Origin of the sequence: Luteibacter sp. dw_328 (genome assembly GCF_018449605.1) — a bacterium.
In the GTDB taxonomy this organism is placed as follows: domain Bacteria; phylum Pseudomonadota; class Gammaproteobacteria; order Xanthomonadales; family Rhodanobacteraceae; genus Luteibacter.
The window spans coordinates 297,468-318,233 of record NZ_JAAVUW010000007.1 but is presented as its reverse complement, the minus strand read 5'-3'; the positions used below and the strand labels follow the sequence as shown (position 1 = coordinate 318,233).

Annotated in this window: 19 protein-coding genes; 7 read left to right on the top strand and 12 right to left on the bottom strand. The window is 63.8% G+C overall.

Annotated features, from left to right (window positions below; translation table 11 throughout):
* Positions 1-3: 3 nt before the first annotated feature.
* Positions 4-1,131, top strand: a complete 1,128-nt coding sequence (locus tag HB634_RS18300) for a glycosyltransferase family 4 protein (RefSeq protein WP_213949630.1) — start codon at positions 4-6, stop codon at positions 1,129-1,131.
* Positions 1,132-1,176: 45 nt separating this feature from the next.
* Here HB634_RS18300 and gmd read toward each other — a convergent pair whose 3' ends face one another.
* Genes gmd through HB634_RS18285 form a run of 3 tightly spaced genes read right to left on the bottom strand, consistent with a single transcriptional unit; the run spans position 1,177 to position 4,242 of the window.
* Positions 1,177-2,154 carry a GDP-mannose 4,6-dehydratase gene (gene gmd / locus HB634_RS18295; protein ID WP_063570447.1) on the bottom strand — a complete coding sequence of 326 codons (978 nt, stop codon included), beginning with the start codon at positions 2,152-2,154 and terminating at the stop codon, positions 1,177-1,179.
* The gene (locus HB634_RS18290) at positions 2,151-3,071 is read right to left on the bottom strand and encodes a GDP-mannose 4,6-dehydratase (protein WP_063570446.1); all 921 of its coding nucleotides are present in this window, start codon (positions 3,069-3,071) and stop codon (positions 2,151-2,153) included. Before HB634_RS18290 ends, gmd begins: the two co-directional genes overlap by 4 nt.
* Entirely contained in the window at positions 3,064-4,242 is a 1,179-nt protein-coding gene (locus tag HB634_RS18285) for a PLP-dependent aspartate aminotransferase family protein (RefSeq protein WP_213949629.1), read from the bottom strand. Before HB634_RS18285 ends, HB634_RS18290 begins: the two co-directional genes overlap by 8 nt.
* Positions 4,243-4,458: 216 nt before the next feature.
* On the opposite strand from HB634_RS18285, the gene rfbB reads away from it, so the two are divergent.
* From rfbB to HB634_RS18260, 5 genes are read left to right on the top strand one after another with little or no spacing between them, the layout of a single operon-like run.
* A complete protein-coding gene (gene rfbB, locus HB634_RS18280) occupies positions 4,459-5,529 on the top strand; it encodes a dTDP-glucose 4,6-dehydratase (RefSeq protein WP_213949628.1) in 1,071 nt (356 codons plus the stop codon).
* Complete coding sequence (gene rfbA, locus HB634_RS18275) at positions 5,526-6,413, top strand: glucose-1-phosphate thymidylyltransferase RfbA (RefSeq protein WP_063572061.1); 888 nt, start codon at positions 5,526-5,528, stop codon at positions 6,411-6,413. Before rfbB ends, rfbA begins: the two co-directional genes overlap by 4 nt.
* Positions 6,410-6,967, top strand: coding sequence for a dTDP-4-dehydrorhamnose 3,5-epimerase (gene rfbC / locus HB634_RS18270; protein ID WP_063572060.1), 558 nt, complete (start codon positions 6,410-6,412; stop codon positions 6,965-6,967). Before rfbA ends, rfbC begins: the two co-directional genes overlap by 4 nt.
* On the top strand, positions 6,964-7,908 hold the full coding sequence (gene rfbD / locus HB634_RS18265) for a dTDP-4-dehydrorhamnose reductase (protein ID WP_063572059.1): 945 nt from the start codon (positions 6,964-6,966) through the stop codon (positions 7,906-7,908). Before rfbC ends, rfbD begins: the two co-directional genes overlap by 4 nt.
* The gene (locus tag HB634_RS18260; RefSeq protein ID WP_063572058.1) at positions 7,905-9,317 is read left to right on the top strand and encodes a mannose-1-phosphate guanylyltransferase/mannose-6-phosphate isomerase; all 1,413 of its coding nucleotides are present in this window, start codon (positions 7,905-7,907) and stop codon (positions 9,315-9,317) included. Before rfbD ends, HB634_RS18260 begins: the two co-directional genes overlap by 4 nt.
* Before the next feature lie 24 nt (positions 9,318-9,341).
* Here the strand turns inward: HB634_RS18260 and HB634_RS18255 are convergent, their stop codons facing one another.
* From HB634_RS18255 to HB634_RS18220, 8 genes are all read right to left on the bottom strand, one after another.
* The gene (locus HB634_RS18255; RefSeq protein ID WP_213949627.1) at positions 9,342-11,471 is read right to left on the bottom strand and encodes a phospholipase C, phosphocholine-specific; all 2,130 of its coding nucleotides are present in this window, start codon (positions 11,469-11,471) and stop codon (positions 9,342-9,344) included.
* A gap of 301 nt (positions 11,472-11,772) precedes the next feature.
* Positions 11,773-13,116, bottom strand: a complete 1,344-nt coding sequence (locus tag HB634_RS18250) for a phosphomannomutase (RefSeq protein ID WP_213949626.1) — start codon at positions 13,114-13,116, stop codon at positions 11,773-11,775.
* A gap of 32 nt (positions 13,117-13,148) precedes the next feature.
* Positions 13,149-13,649, bottom strand: coding sequence for an acyltransferase (locus tag HB634_RS18245; RefSeq protein WP_213949625.1), 501 nt, complete (start codon positions 13,647-13,649; stop codon positions 13,149-13,151).
* A 5-nt stretch (positions 13,650-13,654) separates the two neighbouring features.
* Complete coding sequence (glmS, locus tag HB634_RS18240) at positions 13,655-15,484, bottom strand: glutamine--fructose-6-phosphate transaminase (isomerizing) (RefSeq protein ID WP_063573020.1); 1,830 nt, start codon at positions 15,482-15,484, stop codon at positions 13,655-13,657.
* 15 nt (positions 15,485-15,499) lie between these two features.
* The gene (locus HB634_RS18235; RefSeq protein ID WP_213949624.1) at positions 15,500-16,870 is read right to left on the bottom strand and encodes a pyridoxal-phosphate dependent enzyme; all 1,371 of its coding nucleotides are present in this window, start codon (positions 16,868-16,870) and stop codon (positions 15,500-15,502) included.
* A gap of 186 nt (positions 16,871-17,056) precedes the next feature.
* A complete protein-coding gene (locus HB634_RS18230) occupies positions 17,057-17,284 on the bottom strand; it encodes a YdcH family protein (protein WP_213949623.1) in 228 nt (75 codons plus the stop codon).
* A gap of 288 nt (positions 17,285-17,572) precedes the next feature.
* Positions 17,573-18,229 carry a DUF4398 domain-containing protein gene (locus HB634_RS18225; RefSeq protein WP_063574352.1) on the bottom strand — a complete coding sequence of 219 codons (657 nt, stop codon included), beginning with the start codon at positions 18,227-18,229 and terminating at the stop codon, positions 17,573-17,575.
* Positions 18,229-18,756, bottom strand: coding sequence for a DUF4398 domain-containing protein (locus HB634_RS18220; RefSeq protein ID WP_213949622.1), 528 nt, complete (start codon positions 18,754-18,756; stop codon positions 18,229-18,231). Before HB634_RS18220 ends, HB634_RS18225 begins: the two co-directional genes overlap by 1 nt.
* A 97-nt stretch (positions 18,757-18,853) precedes the next feature.
* On the opposite strand from HB634_RS18220, the gene HB634_RS18215 reads away from it, so the two are divergent.
* The gene (locus tag HB634_RS18215) at positions 18,854-19,963 is read left to right on the top strand and encodes a PilT/PilU family type 4a pilus ATPase (protein ID WP_063571348.1); all 1,110 of its coding nucleotides are present in this window, start codon (positions 18,854-18,856) and stop codon (positions 19,961-19,963) included.
* 98 nt (positions 19,964-20,061) lie between these two features.
* Here the strand turns inward: HB634_RS18215 and maiA are convergent, their stop codons facing one another.
* Positions 20,062-20,709: a maleylacetoacetate isomerase gene (gene maiA / locus HB634_RS18210; protein WP_213949621.1), complete on the bottom strand. Its 648-nt coding sequence runs from the start codon at positions 20,707-20,709 to the stop codon at positions 20,062-20,064.
* Positions 20,710-20,766 lie beyond the last annotated feature (57 nt).

Genomic DNA, 20,766 nt, shown 5'->3' with positions numbered 1-20,766 from the left:
ACCATGGATAACCACGACATCGTCCTTGTAGGACATCCTTACGCCCCGATCGGCTGCGGCGAGAGCCTGCGCTGTTCGTACCGCGCGCTGCGATCGGTCGCCATGCGCCCCGGCCTGCTCGATGTCTATGGAATGAATGCGCCCGAAGCCGATGCCGCCCGCGAGTTCGGTGGCGCCATGACCAAGAAACTCGGCCGTATCAACGTATTCCACCTCAACGCGGACGAGGTGGACGCGTCGCTCGCTACCTTGCCTGCAAGCGATCTCGCGCGCTCGTACAACATCCTTTATCCGAACTGGGAGCTGTCACGCTTTCCGTCCGAGTGGTTCCCACTGCTCGAGCGTTTCGACGAGGTCTGGGCGCCGTCGAAGTTCATCGCCGACTCGATCGAAGGCCATATCTCAAAGCCGCTTCGCCACCTGCCGGTGAGCTGCGAAGTCGACCTTTCGTCGCTGCTGGCACGGCGCTACTTCGGCATCCCTGAAAGCGCTTACGCGTTTATCTTCTTCTTCGACTTTCGCTCTTTCGCCACACGCAAGAATCCGCAGGCCGTCGTCGAAGCGTTCCGCCAACTGGTTGCCGCACGGCCGACGAGCGATTGCGCACTGGTTATCAAGGTCAACGGAAGCGACCGCGATCCCGAGGCGCTCGCCCGCCTCAAGGACGAGGTGGCGCAGTACCAAGACCGCATCGTCCTGATCGACCGCACCGTGACCGACAACGAGGTGAAGAACCTCATCCGCTGCTGCGACTGCTTCGTCTCGCTCCACCGGTCCGAAGGTTTTGGCCGCGGCCTGGCCGAGGCGATGTACCTCGAGAAGCCGCTTATCGCGACGGCTTACTCAGGCAACATGGATTTCATGGACGAGCAGTCCGCCCTGTTGGTCGACTTCACGTTGATCCCCGTGCGTGACGGCGACTATCCGAAGCATGAAGGCCAGGTCTGGGCTGATGCTGATGTCGAGCAGGCCAGCGCGCACATGATCCGTCTCGTCGACCAGCCCTCGCTCGGACGAGAGATCGGTAAGCGCGCAGGCCGGATGGTCCGTGACCGTGTCGGCTATCGCCACGTGGGCATGACGTACCGGAATCGCTTTGCCGAGATCGAAAAGGGCCTTAACACCCTTTGATTCCGCCGCCAGCCCCGAGATCATCTCGTCGGGGCTGGCGAGCAATCAGCCCTTCAGGCGACGCAGGTCCGCGTCCACCATCATGGCAATCAGTTCTTCCATCGTCGTGCGCGGCGACCAGCCGAGCTTCGCCTTTGCCTTCGCGGGATTGCCGAGCAGCACGTCGACTTCGGCCGGACGCATGAACTTTGCGTCGATCGCGAGGTAGTCCTCGTAGTTCAGGCCGACATGCTCGAAGGCAAACTTGCACATGTCGCGCACGGTATTGGTGACGCCCGTGGCTACCACGTAGTCGTCCGGCGTCGCCTGCTGCGTCATCAACCACATGGCTTCGACGTAGTCGCCGGCAAAACCCCAGTCGCGCTTGCTGTCGATATTGCCGAGGCGGAGCTCTTTCTGCAGCCCGAGCTTGATGGACGCGACGGCGTGCGCCACTTTGCGAGTCACGAATTCGATGCCGCGCAGCGGCGATTCGTGATTGAACAGGATGCCGCTCGACGCGTGCATGCCGTAGCTTTCGCGATAGTTCACCGTGGCCCAGTGGCCCATGAGCTTCGCGACGCCATACGGGCTGCGCGGATAGAACGGGGTGCTCTCGTCCTGGTGGTCGGCCTGGATCAGGCCGAACATTTCGCTGGTGGAGGCCTGGTAGAAGTGGGCATCGCGATTGACGATGCGAACCGCCTCGAGCATGCGAACCGTGCCGGTACCGTCGATGTCGGCCGTGAGCAGCGGCTGCTGCCACGAGGTGCCGACAAAGCTCTGCGCGCCCAGGTTATAGACCTCGCTGGCACGCGAGGTTTCCATCGCACGGATAAGCGAGGAAAGATCCGCCAGGTCGCCATCGATCAGATGGACATCGCCGGCAACGCCCAGCTCGCGAAGACGCCATGACGTATCCGTACTGCGCCGCGGCGCGAGTCCGTGGACCTCGTAGCCCTTGCCGAGCAGGAACTTCGCAAGGTAGGCGCCATCCTGACCGGTAATACCGGTGATCAGCGCGGACTTAGTGGAATTGCTCATGCTCGGCCTCTTGCATCAATAAGTACATCGTTCAATGTCTGACGGATAGGAACCCGTGGTTCCCACCCGGTGTGTTTTTTCAGCAACGCGGCACTCGCCACCATGCGTCGCTGCTCGGCGGGGCGCATGCGGGCGGGGTCCTGCCTGATCTCGACGGATACGCCGACCAGTTCGCACATCATTTCAATGAGCGTACGCATGCGGTACTCGTGGCCACTGGCGACGACGTACGTCGAGCCGGCCACGCCAGCCCCGAGGACGGCCTCATAGGCACGAACCACATCGCGCACATCGGTGAAGTCGCGCGTGGTGTCGATGTCGCCGGTCTCCAGGACCGCCGGCGCGCCACGCTCGATCGCGACGATCTGCGCGGCGAAGGACGCGACGGCGAAATTCGGCGCTTGCCCAGGACCGATATGGTTGAAAGGCCGCACGACGACAGCGTCGAGACCGAACGTACGATGCCACATCAGGACCAGCTGCTCGGCAGCCACCTTGGATACGGCATAGGGATTCCGGGGTTCCGGGGCTCGATTCTCATCCACGGGCAACGCATCGTCGGGAACCAGCCCGTAGACATCGCCGGAGCTGACATACACGAAGCGGCCACTGAACTTCGTCGCCGATAGCGCCCGGAGGAGGTTGAGCGTGCCGCCCAGGTTGATATCGAACGTTTCCTGGGGGGCCTCGAACGAGCGCGGCACGAAGCCCTGTGCGGCCAGATGGAGCACGCCGTCCGCCCTTTCGGAGGCCAACCATGCGTCGACGGCGACCGGATCGCGCAGGTCGAGGCCAGGCGGCGCAACCGTGAGCGACCAGCCCGCGAAACCACCCTCGCGTGCGGCCGCGCGGATCGTCGAGCCGACGAAGCCGCTGCCGCCGGTGATCAGCAGGCGCCGGGTCGGGCTATCAGACACCAGAGAGGACCTCGTCGAGTTCCGCGCGCAGATCCTCGACGTTTTCCACGCCGACGCTCAGGCGGACCAGGTTATCCGTGATGCCAAGGCGTGCGCGGACTTCGGGTGGCACCGAGGCATGCGTCATGATCGCCGGATGGTTGACCAGGCTTTCGACACCGCCCAGTGACTCGGCCAGCGCGAACAGCGACGTGCGCTCGCAGAAGCGCGTCGCCGCGGCAGGGCCACCCTTCAGATAGATGGAAATCATGCCGCCGAAACCGTCCATCTGGCGGCGCGCGAGTTCGTGCTGCGGGTGGCTCGCCAGTCCCGGGTAAATGACCTTCTCGATCGCCGGGTGGCCGGCGAGCCAATCCGCCAGCTCGGCCGCGCTCGCGCAATGTGCGCGCATACGCAGGTGAAGCGTCTTGAGGCCGCGCAGGGCCAGGAAGCTATCAAAGGGCCCCTGGACGGCACCCGTGGAGTTCTGCAGGAATCCCACGCGACCGGCCAGCTCCTCGTTGGCCGCCACGAGCACGCCGCCAACGATGTCGGAGTGCCCGTTGAGGTACTTGGTGGCCGAGTGGAGGACGAGATCCGCGCCGTATTCGATCGGGCGCTGGACCATCGGCGAGCAGAACGTGTTGTCGACGACCATCAGCAAGCCGTTTGCCTTGCAAAAGGCGCCGACGCGTTCCAGGTCGACGAGCTTGAGCAGCGGGTTCGTCGGCGTCTCGACCCAGACCATCCGGGTTTCCGGCCGAAGCGCCGCCTTCAGGGCCACTTCGTCGTTCAGGTCGAGGAAGGTGAAATCCAGGCCCGCCGAACGGCGACGGACGCGCTCGAACAGGCGGTACGTGCCACCGTAGAGGTCGTCCATGGCGATGACGTGGCTGCCACTGTCCAGCAGGTCCAGCGTACATGCGGCCGCGGCCAGGCCTGAGGCATAGGCGAAACCCGCGACCCCACCTTCGAGATCGGCGATGCATCGCTCGTACGCCATGCGGGTGGGGTTCTGCGAGCGCGAGTACTCGTAGCCCTGGTGCACGCCGGGACTCGACTGGACGTACGTCGAGGTGGCGTAGATCGGGGGCATGATCGCGCCCGTCGAGGGATCCGGCGCCTGGCCGGCATGAATGGCCCGCGTTCCCAGTCCCAGCGGTCGAAGGGTGCTGTCGTGTGGCTTGGTCATTTGGCTTCCGTACTGTCGGGTGGCGCCGACGTGGCGTGTCAAAAGCGGCCATCTTACTCCGTTTGGTCCTGAGCCCAGGCACTGCCAGAGCCCCCGACCGACCGGCGATCACGGCGGAGTCGTTCAGGATTCGTTTGGAGGGAGGAGCCCAGACGAGGCATTATTCCCTACCTAGGAAGGCTCCGGCCCCACCCCCTCACACGAGTGCGACCACCGATGACATCTTCGAGCCAGCGGCACAAAACCCTGCTAGTGACCGGCGGCGCCGGCTTCATTGGCGCGAATTTCGTTCTCCAGGCCGTGGCCGACGGTCTCAAAGTCATCAACCTGGACAAGCTGACCTACGCCGGCAACCCGGACACGCTGGCGCAGCTGAAGGGCAACGACCTTCACGTCTTCGCCAAGGGCGACATCGGCGACCGCACTCTCGTGGCGCAGCTTCTGGCCGAGCATCGGCCCACGGCTGTCATCAACTTCGCCGCCGAGTCGCACGTCGACCGGTCCATCGACGCGCCGGCCGACTTCATCCAGACCAACGTCGTGGGCACGCTGGGCCTTCTCGAATGCGTTCGCGACTACTGGCGCTCGATGGCCACGGAGGAACAGGCCGCCTTCCGTTTCCTCCACGTGTCGACCGACGAAGTGTACGGCTCGCTGGGTGCCGAGGGCCTGTTCACGGAAACGACGCCCTATGCGCCGAACTCGCCCTACTCCGCGTCCAAGGCCTCGTCGGATCACCTCGTCCGCGCGTTCCACCACACGTACGGCCTGCCCACGCTGACCACGAACTGCTCGAACAACTACGGCCCGTTCCAGTTCCCCGAGAAGCTGATCCCGCTGGTGATCCAGAAGGCGCTGGCTGGCGAGTCGTTGCCGGTCTATGGCGACGGCAAGAACATCCGCGACTGGCTCTTCGTCGGCGATCACTGCACCGCGATCCGTCGCGTCCTCGAGGACGGTCGCGTCGGCGAGACCTATAACGTCGGCGGCAATGCCGAGCGCCAGAATATCGACGTGGTCGGCACCATCTGCGACCTCCTCGACGGCGAGGGACCCCTCTCGTCGGGCGCCGATCGCCGCTCGCTCATCACCTACGTGCGCGACCGACCAGGCCACGATCGCCGGTATGCGATCGATGCCGGCAAGCTCAAGCGAGAACTCGGCTGGACGCCGGCCCATACCTTCGAGACCGGCATCGCGGACACCGTGCGCTGGTACCTGGACAACCAGCCGTGGGTCGCTCGCGTCCTCGACGGCAGCTATCGAATGGAGCGCCTCGGAGCATGAGCAAGACCAAGGGAATCATTCTCGCGGGGGGATCGGGAACGCGTCTTTATCCCATCACCCAGGCTGTGAGCAAACAGCTCCTGCCCGTGTACGACAAGCCGATGATCTACTACCCGCTTGCCACGCTGATGCTGGCAGGCATCCGGGACATCCTGATCATCAACACGCCGCACGAGCAGGCGCTCTTCCAGCGCCTCCTGGGCGATGGCAGCCAGTGGGGCATCAACATCAACTATGCCGTGCAGCCGTCGCCGGACGGCCTGGCGCAGGCCTTTCTCATCGGCAAGGATTTCATCGGCAGCGATCCGAGCTGCCTCGTCCTCGGCGACAACATCTTCTATGGCGTGGGCCTCACCGAACGCATGAAGCGCGCTGCGGCTCGCGAGAGCGGCGCGACGGTGTTCGGCTACTGGGTGCGCGATCCGGAACGCTACGGCGTGGCCGAATTCGATGCCAGCGGAAAGGTCATCGGCCTGGAGGAAAAGCCAAAGACACCGAAGTCCAACTACGCGGTGACCGGCCTCTATTTTTACGATAACCGCGTGCTCGACTACGCGAAGGACCTGAAGCCCTCGCCCCGCGGCGAGCTGGAGATCACGGACCTCAACCGCTGCTACCTCGACAGTGAAACACTGCATCTCGAACAGCTCGGCCGCGGCTACGCGTGGCTGGATACGGGCACGCATGAGTCGCTCATGGAAGCCGGTGAATATATCCAGACGATCGAGAATCGGCAGGGCCTCAAGGTCTGCTGCCCCGAGGAGATCGCCTACATGAACCAGTGGATCGATGCGGAACAGCTGCTTCGCCTGGCCGAACCGCTGGCGAAGACGGGCTATGGCCAGTACCTGCAGAACCTCATCAAGCAGGGCTACGTCGGATGAAGTTCATCGAAACGTCCCTGCCCGGCTGCATCGTCGTCGAACCCCAGGTGTTCGGCGACTCGCGAGGCTTCTTCTACGAAAGCTACAACGAAGCCAAATACCGGGACGCGGGAATCGACCGCCGTTTCGTGCAGTCGAACGTATCCCGTTCGGCGCGCGGCGTGTTGCGCGGCTTGCACTACCAGTGGCCTCATCCGCAGGGCAAGCTGGTGAGCGTCCTCGAGGGCGAAGTCTATGACGTCGCCGTGGACATCCGCCGTGGCTCGCCGACGTTCGGCCAATGGGCCGGCGTCATGCTGACGGCGGAAAATCATCGCCACTTCTGGATCCCCGAGGGCTTCGCCCACGGCTTCTGCGTCGTCTCCGAGCACGCGACATTCTCGTACCAGTGCACCGATCTGTACGACGCCAAGGCCGACGGCGGCGTTCGCTGGGACGATCCCGCCATCGGCATCGACTGGCCCGTCTCGGAACCGCTGCTTTCGGACAAGGACAAGAAGGCACCGCTTCTTGCCGACGTCCCCGTGGATCGGCTACCGGAATTCCTTCCGTGAAGTTCCTGCTCCTCGGCGCCAATGGACAGCTGGGTCAGACGTTCCTGAGCCAGGGCGGCCTCGCCGACCGAGGCGAGCTTGTCGCAGCGACGCGCGACGGTTCGCTCGCGAACGGTGCACGTGGCGTGGTGGGCAATCTTGCGGACCCCACCAGCCTCGAAGCGCTGCTGGAGACGGAGCGGCCCGATGTCATCGTCAATGCCGCTGCCTACACGGCAGTGGACAAGGCGGAATCGGACGAAGTCACGGCCTCCCTCGTGAATGGTCACGCCCTCGGCATTCTGGGTGATTGGGCGGCTCGTCACGGCGCAATGGTCATCCACTACTCGACGGACTATGTGTTCGACGGCGAAGCCACAACGCCTTACACCGAGGATGCGACGGTCGCGCCAGCGGGTGCCTACGGGCGCTCGAAGCTCGTCGGCGAGGGGAAGCTCCGCGACAGCGGGGCGGCGCATTTCATCTTTCGCACCGCGTGGGTCTACTCGTCGGTCGGCCATAACTTCCTGCGCACCATGCTCCGCCTTGGCGCCGATCGGGACCAGCTTGCCGTCGTCGCCGACCAACAGGGCACGCCCACCGATACCGGACTCATCGTCGATGCCACCCTGGCCGCGCTGGACCGATGGGTGGCCGAACCGTCGTCGCGCGGCGCTGTCGAAGGCACGTACCATCTGACGGCGACGGGAACGACGACCTGGCACGGTTTTGCGGAAGCTATTTTCGACGGGGCTGTGACCCGCGGCCTGCTTGCCCGCCCTCCTGTCGTCAAGCCCATCGCCACGGCGGAATTTCCGACACCGGCACGTCGTCCGTCTTATTCAGTACTGGACAACCGACGCTTCGCCCAAACGTTCGGCTTTGATTTCCCCACCTGGCGCGCTGGCGTCGAGAAGACCCTGGCGATCCTCGCCCAAAGCAATGGAATAACGATCCCATGATCATTCCCCTGATTCTCAGCGGCGGTAGCGGGACACGGTTGTGGCCGATCTCACGCAGGAACCTGCCCAAGCAGTTCCTTGCGCTGACGGCCGCCGAGACGCTCTTCCAGCAGACGGTGATCCGGGCCGCGCGCCTGCCTGACGCGGCGCCGCCGATCGTCGTGGCGGCCGACGATCACCGGTTCCTCGCTGCCGAACAGCTTCAGGAGCTGAAGGTTTCCGGCGCGAGCATCCTGCTCGAGCCGACGGCCCGCAATACGGCACCCGCGATCGCGGTCGGTGCCTTCCACGCCCTGGAGAAGGACCCCGATGCCCTGCTGCTCGTCCTCCCTGCCGACCACCTGATCGGCAACGACGACTTGTTCGCCGAGGCGGTAAGCCGCGCGCGCCCCCTCGCCGAGGACGGCTGGCTGGTGACCTTCGGTATCCGTCCCGATCGTGCCGAGACAGGTTTCGGCTATATCCAGCGTGGCGACGCCATCGGCGGTGCCAGCTTCAAGGTCAACCAGTTCGTGGAGAAACCCGCGAGCGATCTCGCCACGCGTTATGTCGCCTCCGGCGATTACGACTGGAATTCGGGCATGTTCATGTTCCGCGCCTCGCGCTACATCGAGGAGCTCGGCAAGTATGCGCCGGAGATGGTCGAAGCAGCGCGCGCCGCCTATATCAAGGCAAACACCGATCTCGACTTCATCCGGCTGGACGCTGAGGCATTCGCCGCGGCGCCCAGCGACTCGATCGACTACGCCGTGATGGAGCGCACCGAGCGCGCTGCCGTCGTGCCCGTGAGTTGCGGTTGGAGCGACATCGGTTCGTGGGACGCGCTTTGGCTTTCCGCGACGAAAGACGCGAATGGCAACAGCACCGAAGGCGACGTCATCGCGCTCGACACGCAGGGCTCCCTCATCCGCTCGCACGCACGCCACCTGGTGGCGACCATCGGACTGGAGGACGTCATCGTCGTAACTACGCCAGATGCCACCCTGGTAGCGCGTCGGGATGCATCGCAAGAGGTCAAGAAAGTCGTCGACGAGCTGAAGGCCGCCGGCCGCACCGAGCACGACCTGCACCGTGTCGTTCGCCGTCCATGGGGAAGCTACGATTCGCTCGAATCCGGCGATCGCTTCCAGGTGAAACGCATCGTCGTGAAGCCGGGCGCAGCGCTAAGCCTGCAGATGCACCATCACCGCGCCGAGCACTGGATCGTGGTGAAGGGCGTCGCCGAAGTCACCTGTGACGATAAGGTTTTCCTGCTTGCCGAGAACGAGAGCACGTATCTCCCGCTCGGCGCTCGCCATCGCCTGCGCAACCCTGGCAAGGTCCCTGTCGAGCTGATCGAAGTGCAGTCCGGCAGCTACCTCGGAGAGGATGACATCGTCCGCTTCGACGACGTGTACGGACGCGCCTGAGGCACCCGTACACGCCTCCCTGGATTACTGGGCGGGATCGCTGATGCTCGGCATCCCACTCTCCATCCGTCCCGCGAACCGGTAGGCAAGTGCCTCGCCGGTGACCGAGAAGTCGTACCAGTTACCGACCGAGTCGATCTTCCATGCGCGCTCGGTGGCCGCTCCGGCCGGCAGGGACAGCGTCGCGCCACTATCGAATTTCCGATAGGCGTTGAAGCGGAGATCAAGATTGACGGCGCGCGCACGCTTATTGGTCAGTGTAAGCACCAGCTCCCGGGCATCCTTGCGATAGGCCATGGCCATCTCGACACCGGCGTCGTGTTCATTGAACACATCGCCCTGGAACGAGCGAAAGAAACCGTTGGGTCCGAACACTTCTAAATCGTAGTGCCCTCCGTCGACCGCCGACGGACGCCAGATGTCGTCGTCCAGACGCGCACGGGCGGCAACGGTGTAGCGCCGCGGTATGTTGGCCAGGTGCTTCTTGTCGTACACGTGCAGGACCGCGCCTTGTGCCCCGTTGTTGACGAAGTCCAGGCGCAGGCGGCCGTCGGGTCGAGGCGTCGCGTACACGGCGAGGTCATAGGGCAGCGGGCGCGAGTAGCGCACACCGGGCTCCCTGACCATGGGTTGCTCGACCGCGGGCGGCCTGGCAACCGGTAGACGCGCGGACGCCGCTTCCACCGCCTCGTAGTTGGCCATGCTCGGCAACGCGGGCAGGCTCGGGCTGTTCGGGCTGCTGAAGTCGAAGGCCGATGTAAGGTCGCCGCTGACCGTCCGATGCCAGCGACTGATGGCGGGAATGGTGATGCCGAAGCGCTTCTCCAGGAACATGCCCATCGAGGTGTGATCGAACACCTGCGAGTTCACCCATCCACCCTTGCTCCAGGGTGAGATGACGAACATGGGAACGCGCGGACCCATTCCCCATACGCGCAGGTCGCCCGTGATGGTGTCGGAGGGATGGACGTACTCCGGCTTGTTTACGGCGAAGTACATGCCCTCCACGGGAACGGACGATTTGCCGGCGAGGTTGCCCTCAGCGTCATAAGACGGTACGGCCGGTGGCGGCACGTGGTCGAAGAGACCGTCGTTCTCGTCATAGGTGATGAAGAAGGCGGTCTTGCTCCACGAGTCCGGATTACCCGTCAACGCCTGCAGGATACGCTCGACGAAATGGCCGCCGCGTCCCGCGCTCGACGGAGCAAACGGATGCTCGGATTCCATCGGTGTGGGCAGAATCCAGGTCACGGCGGGAAGCGTTCCGGCCATCACGTCGCTCGCGAGATCGTCGATGGAGTGATGACTCATTCCCTTGTCGTAGTGCGCCGATCCCGGAAGCGCGCTGCGAAAGCTGTCGAACGCGAGACCGCCGTGCATGAGGCCCCACCAGTTGTTGTTCGGGTCCTGGTAGATCTTCCAGCTGATGTTGTTCCGCTCGAGGACGTCGGGAATGGTGTCCCAGGTGAACGCACTCCCGGTATAGGCATAGCCCGGCGACGGCATCTGGCCCACGACGTTGCAGCGAATGTTGGTTGGCTCAGCCGTGGTGTCGTCGCAATTGATGCCCGCGTCCCGAAGCCGGGGATCATGGTTGGATCCCGACCAGAACATGATGCGATTCGGATCCGTGCAGCCTTGCACCGAGCAATGGTAGGCATCGCAAATCGTAAACGCGTCGGCCAGCGCGTACTGGAAGGGTGCCTCACTCCGGGTGTAGTAGCCCATGGAGCCGTCCGTCTTGTACTGCGGCCAGTGCCCGTACTTGCCCTGGTTCCACGCCGCCTGCGCGTCGTAGAAGAAATGCGGCATGTCCTTGATAAGCGCCGCGTTCATCGTGTTCTTGTCCAGATGGAACGGTTTGACCACCCGGGTACCGTTCGACTGGTCCCATACGCGCCCGCCACCTTCCAGGGGAATCGGAAATCTGTCGCCGAAGCCGCGCACCCCTCGCAGGGCGCCAAGGTAGTGATCGAACGACCGGTTCTCCTGCATAAGGATGACGACGTGCTCGATGTCATTGATCGAACCGGTCGCGCTGTTTCCCTTGATGGAAAGCGCGCGTACGAGGCTGGGCGGAAGGCCGACCACGGCGGCCGCCGCGGCGGCGCCGCCGGCTATCTTGATGAATTTGCGACGCTGAAGATCGGTCATTGTGAGCTGGCATCCGACCCTTCTGGGGGTCCGTAGCATCGTGTGGGAGCAACATATCGACGGGATTCGGACACGATCACGGCGGACCGCCAAGGGGCGGCCCGACAGGATGCGTAAGTTTCATTTCTGTTTCCTTACGAATTCGCAAAACGGCGGCGGCAGGATGTTGCCGTCCTGACGACACCCGAGGGTGTGCGTCAATAAATTGGCAGCCATAACAAAGGCCTGGCGATATGACTATCGCCAGGCCCTGGTTTTATTGCCGCGAACGTTTTTGCGAAAAAACGCAGGAACTTACATATTAACCCGCAATCAGGGCGGACAGTTCGGCGGTCTTCGCCTTCATCAGCGCCTCGTCGGCTCGCGCCTCAACGTTGAGCCGAAGCAAGGGCTCGGTATTGGATGACCGGAGATTGAAGCGCCAGTGGGTAAACTCCGCGCTGACGCCGTCCACGTGATCGATGCGCGGCGCTTCCGCCTTATAGAAGGCCATGACCCGGTCGACGGCGGCCTTCGCGTCGTCCACCACGAAGTTGATCTCACCGCTGCACGGGTAGGCTGCCATCCGTTCGGCGAGCATCGCGGCGAGGCTGCTGCCTGTCTTCGACAGCCGTTCGGCGACGAGCAGCCAGGGAATCATGCCCGAGTCGCAATACGCGAACTCACGGAAGTAGTGGTGCGCACTCATCTCACCGCCGTAGATCGCGTCTTCCGACCGCATGCGCTCCTTGATGAACGCGTGACCGGTCTTGCTCTCGATGGGAATCCCACCGGCACCCTTGACCATGTCGATGGTGTTCCAGGTCAGGCGCGGGTCGTGGATGATCTTCGCACCGGGGCGCTTCTCGAGCAGCTGGGCCGCGAGCAAACCGACAATGTAGTACCCCTCGATGAACTGGCCCCGCGCATCGAAAAGGAAGCAGCGATCGAAATCGCCGTCCCAGGCGATACCGAAGTCGGCGCCATGGGCGATGACGGCGTGGGATGTCGCGTCGCGGTTTTCCGGCAGCAGGGGGTTGGGGATGCCGTTCGGGAAGCTACCATCCGGCTCGTGGTTCACGCGGATGAATTCGAACGGCAGGTGGGCGTCGAGCAGGTCGATGACACCACCGGCGCCCCCGTTGCCGGCATTCACCACGATCTTGAGCGGACGCAGCGCGCTGGCGTCGATGTAGCCGAGCAGGTGGCTGACGTACGCCGACTTGTCGTGATCGTGAACGACGTTCCCTCGCACGGCGGCCGTGTCGCCGAAGGTGTTGTCTTCGACCAGGCGCTCGATGTCACGCAGCCCCGTGTCGCCACTGATCGGGCGTGAGCCCTCACGAACGAGCTTCATGCCGTTGTAATCGATAGGGTTGTGGCTGGCGGTCACCATGATGCCGCCGGCGACCTGTCGATGGAATGTCTGGAAGTAGACCTCCTCCGTTCCGCACAGGCCGATGTCGATGGCGTCGCGGCCCTCGTCATTCAGTCCGCGAACGATCGCCCCCGCGAAAGCAGGACTGTCGCGGCGGATGTCGTAGCCCACCACCACGGCACCCTCGCCCACCGTGCGCGCAAAAGCGCGACCGAGCCGATAAGCGATGTCTTCATTGAGCTCGTCGGGAACGCGACCCCGGATGTCGTAGGCTTTGAAACACTTCATGGCGGCGTTCCCTTGGAAACCACCATTTTCGATCACCCGGGGCTGCGGCTCAAGGCATCGTCACCGATCGCGTCGTCGACCTGACCGATGACCCGTGCGGGATTCCCGACGACGATGGCACGGGCGGGCACATCACGCGTGACGACCGCACCCGCTCCCACCATCGCTCGCTCGCCAATCTCCACGCCCGGCAGGATCGTCGCGCCGCCCCCGATCGAAGCACCCCGGCGCACAACGGTTTGCGGAAAGTTTTCGGGATAGATCCGCGAACGCGGCATGCGGTCGTTGGTGAAGGTCACGTTGGGACCGACGAAAACATCGTCTTCCAGCCGGAGGCCATCCCAGAGCTGCACGCCGCTCTTCACCGTGACACGGTCACCGACGACCACGTCGTTCTCGATGAAGCAGTGCGAGCAGATATTGCAATCCGCGCCGATTACCGCCTGCGGCAGGACAACCACGAACTGCCAGATCCGCGTCCCGGCGCCGATCCTCAGCGCCTGGACATCGGCCGTGGCATGCACGAACGGCATGCTGCTCACTCGACGGTAACTGACTTGGCCAGATTTCGGGGCTGATCGACGTCGGTGCCACGCTGCACCGCAACGTGATACGCCAACAGCTGCAGCGGAATCGTAAATACGGCAGGCGCAATCAGATCGCCACCGCCATCCACACGCACCATGGCCACGTGCTCGGTGCCGTCGTCCATCTCGGCGCGCTCATCCGCAAAGACAATCAACTCGCCGCCGCGGGCACGCACTTCCTGCAGGTTCGACTTCAGCTTGTCGAGCAACGGGCCATTCGGCGCCACCGCCACGATGGGCATGTTCTCGTCGACCAGGGCCAGCGGACCGTGCTTCAGCTCACCGGCGGGATAAGCCTCGGCGTGGATGTACGAGATTTCCTTGAGCTTGAGCGAGCCTTCCAGCGCCACGGGGAACTGCGCGCCGCGCCCGAGGAACAGGGCGTGCTGCTTGTTGATGAAGTGGTCGGCGATCTTGAGGATCTCCGGCTCGATCTTCAGCGCGTTCTCGATATAGCGCGGCAGCGACTGGAGCTCCTTGCAGTGCTCGAGGTACTTCGCGTTATCCAGGCCGCGACGGCGGCCGAGGTCCAGCGCCAGCAACGCGAACGCGGTGAGCTGGGTGGTGAAGGCCTTGGTCGAGGCGACGCCGATTTCCGGACCCGCGCGCGTCATCAGGCGCAGGTCGGATTCACGGACGACAGACGACTCCGGCACGTTGCAAATAGCAAACGTGGCCAGGTAACCGCGGCGGCGCGACTCACGCATGGCGGCCAGCGTGTCGGCGGTTTCACCCGATTGCGATACCGCGACGAAGAGTGTGTTTTCCGGCACGACGACGTCGCGGTAGCGGTACTCGCTGGCTACTTCGACAACGACAGGGATGCGTGCAAACTGCTCGATCCAGTACTTCGCGACCATGCCGGCGTGATAGCTGGTGCCGCAGGCCACGATGTGGATGGCGCGCGTTTTCTCGAGGATCGGGTCGGCGTCGATACCGAAGATGTTCGGCAGGATGCCGTGCGGACCGATGCGACCCTCGAGCGTGTCGGCGACCGCGCGCGGCTGCTCGAAGATTTCCTTCTGCATGTAGTGACGGTACTCGCCACGCTCCACGGAGTCGGCGCTGATTTCGCTCTCGTGCGCCGTGCGGTCGACACGCTGGCCGTCCAGGCCGAAGACTTCGACGGTGTCGCGCGTGATTTCGACGACGTCGTCTTCCTCGAGGTACATCATCCGGTTGGTGACCTTGATCAGCGCCTGCGCGTCCGAACCGAGGAAGTGCTCACCAATGCCGATACCGACCAGCAGCGGGCAGCCACGGCGAGCGCCGACGATGCGCTCGGGCTCGTCCAGGCTCATCACGGCGATGGCATACGCGCCTTCGAGTTCGCGCACGGCGGCGGTGACGGCTTCGCGCAACGACTTGCCGGCCTGTACGTGCTCGTCGATCACCGCGCCCATCACCTCGGTATCCGTCTCCGAGTGGAAGGTGCGGCCTTTGGCCCTGAGCCCGTCGCGCAGGGATGCGTAGTTTTCAATGATGCCGTTATGCACGATGGCGATACGACCCTGCACGTGCGGGTGCGCATTCGCCTCGCTGGGAACGCCGTGCGTCGCCCATCGCGTATGCGCGATACCCGTGCCGCCCGGCACCGGATCGGCGTCGTAGAGGGCTTCCATCTCGCGAACCTTGCCCTTCGCACGGACCCGGCGGATCTCACCGCCATCGGCGATGGCCATGCCAGCCGAGTCGTAGCCGCGGTATTCCAGGGCCTTCAAACCGGCAATGAGGATCGGCGCGATATCACGCTGCGCGACAGCGGCAACAATTCCACACATGAGTCGTGATCCTTCTTAATTGACTTTGCGGCGCAGGTAATTGAGCAGGTCGATCCGGGTGATCAGTCCGAGGAACTGTTCGCCGTCGACCACGATGGCGACGTGGCCCTTCTCGAACACGGGCAATAGTGCATCGATCGGTTCGCGGACCTGGAGCATTTCCGGCGAAGCCATCATGGCCGTGGAGACGGGGTCTCGGAACCGGGTTTCGTCCGAATGCACGTGCATCAGCACGTCGGACTCGTCGAGGATGCCGACGATGCGCTCACTCTCCATCACCGGCAGCTGCGAGACGTCGTACAGCTTCATGCGGTTATAGGCGGTGACCAGCATGTCGTCCGGCTTGATCACCACCGTGTCGCGTTGCGCATAGGGCCGCAGGATGAGGTCGCGCAGGTCGCCGTAGCGTTCGCGCTCGAGAAAGCCGTTGTCGAGCATCCAGTAGTCGTTGTACATCTTCGACAGGTACTTGTTGCCGGTGTCGCAGACCAGGGTGACGACACGCTTGGGTTCGGTCTGCTCGCGGCAGTACTTCAACGCGGCGGCCAGCAGGGTGCCCGTGGACGAACCACCGAGAACGCCCTCCTTCGCCAGCAGTTCGCGAGCGGCGAGGAAGCTTTCCTTGTCACTGATGGCGAAAGCCTTCTCGACCATGGAGAAGTCGCTGATGGAGGGTAGGAAATCCTCGCCGATGCCTTCGACCATCCAGCTGCCGGACTTCTCCGACAACACGCCGTCATTGATGTACTCGGCGAGGATCGATCCAACGGGGTCGGCCAGCACGATACGCGTATGCGGCGAATGCTTGCGCAGGTAGGCGGTGAGGCCGCTCATCGTGCCTGAGGAGCCGCAGCCGACGACGATCGCGTCGACCTTGCCGTCCATCTGCTCGAGGATTTCCGGGCCGGTGGTCTGCTCATGCGCCAGCGGGTTGTCCGGGTTGCCGAACTGGTTGATGAAGTACGCCCCCGGGGTCTCGCGAGCGATGCGCTCGGCCATATCCTGGTAGTACTCGGGGTGGCCCTTGGCCACGTCCGAACGGGTAAGCACGACCTCGGCACCCATGGCCTTGAGGTTGAAGATCTTCTCGCGGCTCATCTTGTCGGGCACGACGAGGACCAGGCGATAGCCCTTCTGCTGCGCGACCAGCGCGAGGCCCAGGCCGGTATTGCCCGCGGTGCCTTCCACGAGGGTGTCGCCCGGCTTGATCTTTCCGGCGCGCTCGGCGCCTTCGATCATCGACATACCGATGCGGTCCTTCACCGAGCCGCCCGGGTTGGCGCTTTCCAGCTTCAGGAAGAGCTCGCAACGGCCAGTATCCAGACGCTGGGCGCGCACCATGGGGGTGTGGCCGATCAGATCGAGGACGCTGTCATGAACACTCATTGGAACTCCGTCTTTTTCCGGGCACGGTCCCTGCGACCCCACCCTCTGGGCGCACATGATAAAGCGTGGCGCCCTGAACCGATGCCCGGCTTCTCGGCCGATCCAAAACGGTGTAGGGAACGACCATAAAAAAAACGGGCACGTTCCCGTGCCCGTTCTCTGGAATTTGTGAACCCGATGAAGGGGTCAGTGTCGTGATTGCTGCCAGCTGTCCCACATTCGCTGGAGCTTCTCCTTTGCCTGCAGCTTTTCTTTCTTGAGTCCCGCCAGGCTTTGATCGTCCATGGGCAGACAGCCGGTGTTGGCGTCATGCAGCTTGGTGTCGAGTTCCTGGTGACGGTAGAAGAGACGACGGGTGTCGGCATCGGCGTGGACGAACTTTTCGACGTCGTCGGGCTGCTGGTTTTCGAACATAGCGAACTCCTCGCGTTGGGGAGGGCCATCACGTGTTTTTCGCGTGACGGGAGTTCGAAGCTACTCCGCTCGAGGAGGTGCTGCAAGACCGATCTTTCTCAATTCACGCAGGAAAAAATGGTTGCGAGAGCAACGGTTTACGCGTCAGGCAACCCCGACCCCGCCATCTGGCGGGGCCGGAGCGGCTTGTGTAGGAGCCGATTCATCCGCGATGGGTGCGGCGGAGCGTTGAAGTTCTCCGCGAGCACCCTTTCGCCGATGAATCGGCTCCTACAGGGCGCTGTGGCCTTAGTTGCCGTTGCTGCTTTTCTTCTTTTTCGGGCTTGGCGCGGGGTCGGCCGCACCGTCGGACGAGCTCGCATCACGCATGGCGCGTGCCGCGGCCTCGGCCAGGGCCGCCTGCTTCTTGGCGGCGTTGGCGACCTTGGCCTGGGCAGCGGCGACCTGGCGGGCCTTGTCGCCCTCGGCCTTGGCCTGATCCAGGGCCTGGGAGTACTCCACACCCTGCTGCTGCAGGCGGGCGGCCTCTTCCTGGATCATCTGGTTCTGGGCGCGCTGCTGCTCGAGCTGGCGGCGGGCCATCTCGGCGTCGAGGCGGCTGGCCTCGAGCAGGATGGAATCGTGCTCGCGATCCAGCTGGGCCGACTTGCTCTGCGCATCCTGGAACTGGGCCATCGCCTTGGCGATGTCCACGCGGCGCTCGGCGATGTACAGGTAGTGCGCGTGCTCCTTTTCCTTGGGCTTGAACTGCGCCATCTGGTTGATCGCCTCGCGGGCCCGGGCCTGCTCCGCCTGGGCGTAGCCGCCGAGAACGGGGTCGGCCGAGAGCTGGTCCAGGCTGGAGTTCAGCCGGCGGATGTCCAGGTCGTCCGTGGCGGCCATGGCCGACCCTGCCGAGAAAACGGCAAGGACCAGGGCGGAGAGGAGGATAGTCGAGCGCTTCATCACTGGCCTCCCTGATGGTCGTTCAGCGGCTGGGTCTGGCCACCCACGGGCGGCGGAGTGTTGTCGGTCGGCTCAGGCAGGACGCTTTCGGTTTCCTGCACGTTGGTCGGGATCGGCACCGTGTCGTTCGCGTGGTTGTCGATCATTTCGACGCGCATCCGCGAATTTTCCTGGCTCTTGGTCTGGTTCTGGGCACGGGCGGCACCCAGCCGGGCCTTGGCCCGGGCCAGTTCACTATCCGCGCGCGACTCGTCGGCCAGCACGGCCGCCTCGTCGTATTTGCGGCTCGCCATGGCTGTTTGCGCCTGGCGGAACTTACCCTGCGCATAGTCGAGGTCGACCGGCGCATAATCGGCTGCACCTGCGTCACGCGCCGCCTGTAGCTGAGCTAGTGCCTGATTCATGGCACCATCCGGCGGCGGAGCGCTGGCGCAGCCAGCGAGAGTAGCAATCGCCAGGCCAAGGGAGGCCAGGGCGAGGAGCCGGCGGCCCTTGGAAAGGGCTTTCGACGGCAAGATGTGCACCATCACTCGTTATCCTCTTACAGGTTTGCGAGATATTGTCGATATATGAAGGTCTAGGGAGACCTCGTCTCGATTGTAATGCGAACGCCCGGGGGTTTAGGTGGATATCGGTTATTTCCTGAAGCTAATGGTGGACAAGGGCGCGTCGGACATGTTCCTGACGACCGGTGCCCCTGTGAACATCAAGGTGGAAGGCAAGCTCTACCCGTTAGGAAACACAGGCCTGCCCAGCGGCATGGTCAAGAAAATCGCCTATTCGCTCATGGACGAGGGCCAGGTGCCCCAGTTCGAGCGCGATCTCGAGCTCAACATGGCCCTGGCCGTGAAAGAGGCGGGGCGCTTCCGCATCAACGTCTTCAAGCAGCGCGGCGAGATCGGCATGGTCATCCGTGCCATCAAGAGCGAGATTCCGTCGCTTGAAGAACTGCGCCTGCCCACGATCTTCCGTGACCTGATCATGGAGCCGCGCGGGCTGATCCTCTGCGTCGGTGCCACGGGGTCGGGCAAGTCGACCACGCTGGCCGCCATGCTGGACCACCGCAACAACAACAGCTCGGGCCATATCCTCACCATCGAGGATCCCATCGAGTACCTGCACCGCCACAAGCGCTCGATCATCAACCAGCGTGAAGTGGGCCTGGACACGCACAGCTACCACGAGGCGTTGAAGAACGCGATGCGTGAGGCGCCGGACGTGATCATGATCGGCGAGATCCGCGACACGGAGACCATGGAGGCCGCCATCGCCTTCTCGGAAACCGGTCACCTGTGCCTGGCCACCCTGCATTCGAACAATGCGGACCAGACGCTTGAGCGCATCCTGAACTTCTTCCAGGAGGCCTCGCACAAGAACGTGCTGATGAACCTCGCCCTGAACCTGCGTGCGGTGATCAGTCAGCGTCTGGTGATCGGCAAGGACGGCCGCCGCATGCCGGCGACCGAGGTGCTGCTGAACACCCCGCTGATCCGCGACATGATCCGCCGCGGCCAGATCCACGAGGTGAAGGACGCCATGGACCGCAGCCTGCAGGAAGGCATGCAGACCTTCGACCAGTCGCTCTACCGGCTGTTCAAGGACGGCCACATCACGCTCGAAGAGACCCTGAACAAGGCCGACTCGCGCGATGGCCTGGCCCTGAAGATCCGCCTGTCCGAGGGTTCGTCGAGCAACGAGTTTGCATCGAGCGATCCGTACGGCATCGGCGTTTGACCGTCGAATAGCGACCTGTGGGAGCCGATTCATCGGCGAAAAGCCAACGGTGCGGTGAAGCCGGAAAGCATCGCCGCTGAAGCGGCTCCCACATTTCCTTACTGGGCGTCCGGCTGCGCCTCGGGCGCGGCCTGCTGGAACGCTTCCAGCGCCTGGCATGCCTCGACCACCCGGCGGATCGTCGGGTAGGGCGCCAGGTCCACGCCCCAACGCACCGCGTTGTAGAACTGCGGCACCAGGCAGCAATCGGCCAGGGTCGGCGTGTCCCCGAAGCTGAAGCGCCCTGACGGCCCCTGCGCCAGCAACGCCTCGATGCCGTCGAAGCCCTGCTTGATCCAGCGCCGCGACCACGCCTCCTTGACCGGCTGGTCCGCACCGAACTCCGCCTCAATGGCTCTGAGGACGCGCAGGTTCCCCAGCGGGTGGATATCCGTGCCCACGGCCTGCATCAGCTCCCGAACACGCGCCCTGCCCAGCGCGTCGCCCGGCATGAGCGGAACCTCGGGGCGGGTCTCGTCCAGATATTCCAGGATGGCCATGGACTGGCGGATCGTGCGGTCGCCATCGAGCAGGGTCGGCAACTGGGCCTGGGGGGAAATTTCGCGGTAGGCGGGCTTGAGGTGTTCACCGCCTTCGTTGATCAAGTGCACCGGACGGGCCTCGTACGGCAGGCCCTTAAGGTTCAGGGCGATCCGGACACGGTAGGCGGCGCTGGAGCGCCAGTAGGTATAGAGGACGAGGGCCATAGGGCTTCCTTGTGAGAACGAGGCGGATTCTAGATCGCCCCCCAATTACAATGGGCG